Raw genomic sequence first — 1015 nt, forward strand, 5'->3', positions numbered from 1 at the left:
GTTGTCCATCGGGGGTTCCTATGAGATGAAATGCCACCCCGAACTATGTTCGCCACATCCTGGGATGGCAACCGCCGGCGCTGGGCCAAACCGCCGCTCACCTACTGGCCAGTCCCTATTTGCCGGCCAGCCTTTATTTGCCAGCAAGCAGATCGTTGATCAGCCGCTGGCAGCGCTCGGCCATGAAGTCGAGCAGCAGCCGCACTTTTGGATCCTGCAGCTTCTTGTGCGGATAGACGGCGGCGAACTGCACCGGTGTCGGCGGCGTGCTGGGCAGGATCACCTTCAGCCGCCGATCGCGGATGAATGGCTCGACCTCGAAGCGCGGCTTGTTGATGATGCCGCGGCCTGAAAGCGCCCAGCCGGTGAGCACGTCGCCATCGTCGGTGTCGTAGGGCCCGTGTACCTCGAATTTCTGCGGGCCGGTGGGGGTCTGCAGCGTCCACACATATTCGCGCGCGCCCGAATAACGCAGCATCAGGCAGTCGTGCTTCTTGCCGATCAGTTCCTGCGGCTCAATCGGTTCGCCGCGCGCTTCGAGATATTTCGGCGCCGCCACCAGCACGCGCTCGCATTCCATGATGCCGCGCATCCTGAGGCTGGAATCCTCGATGATGCCGAGCCGGAAGGCGACGTCGATGCCTTCCTTCATGATGTCGACATTGTGGTCCGAGAGCCTGAGCCGCACCTCGATATCAGGGTATTTGTCGTGGAAATCGGGGATGCCCGAAGCGACCAGCCGGCGGCCGAGGCCGAGCGGTGCCGTGACGCGGATGGTGCCGCGCGGCTGGCCGGAAAGGGCAGAGACTGCCGCTTCCGCCTCGGTGATTGCCTCCAGCACCTGCTTGGCGCCCCCGTAAAAAACCGTGCCATGCTCGGTCGGCATCAATTGCCGTGTGGTGCGGTTGAACAGCCGCACGCCAAGGTGCTTCTCCAGTTCCTTGATGCGGTTGGAAGCGACCGCCGGCGAAATGCGCATGTCGCGCCCGGCCGCCGACAGATTGCCGAGTTCAAC

At 63.3% G+C, this 1015-nt stretch carries 1 protein-coding gene; it reads right to left on the bottom strand.

What is annotated here, in order from left to right:
• Positions 1-133: 133 nt before the first annotated feature.
• On the bottom strand, positions 134-1015 hold an 882-nt coding region (locus EN969_RS32755; protein ID WP_164758741.1), incomplete at its 5' end, for a LysR family transcriptional regulator.

This window comes from Mesorhizobium sp. M7A.F.Ca.CA.003.01.2.1, assembly GCF_003998945.1.
Taxonomy (GTDB): domain Bacteria; phylum Pseudomonadota; class Alphaproteobacteria; order Rhizobiales; family Rhizobiaceae; genus Mesorhizobium; species Mesorhizobium ciceri.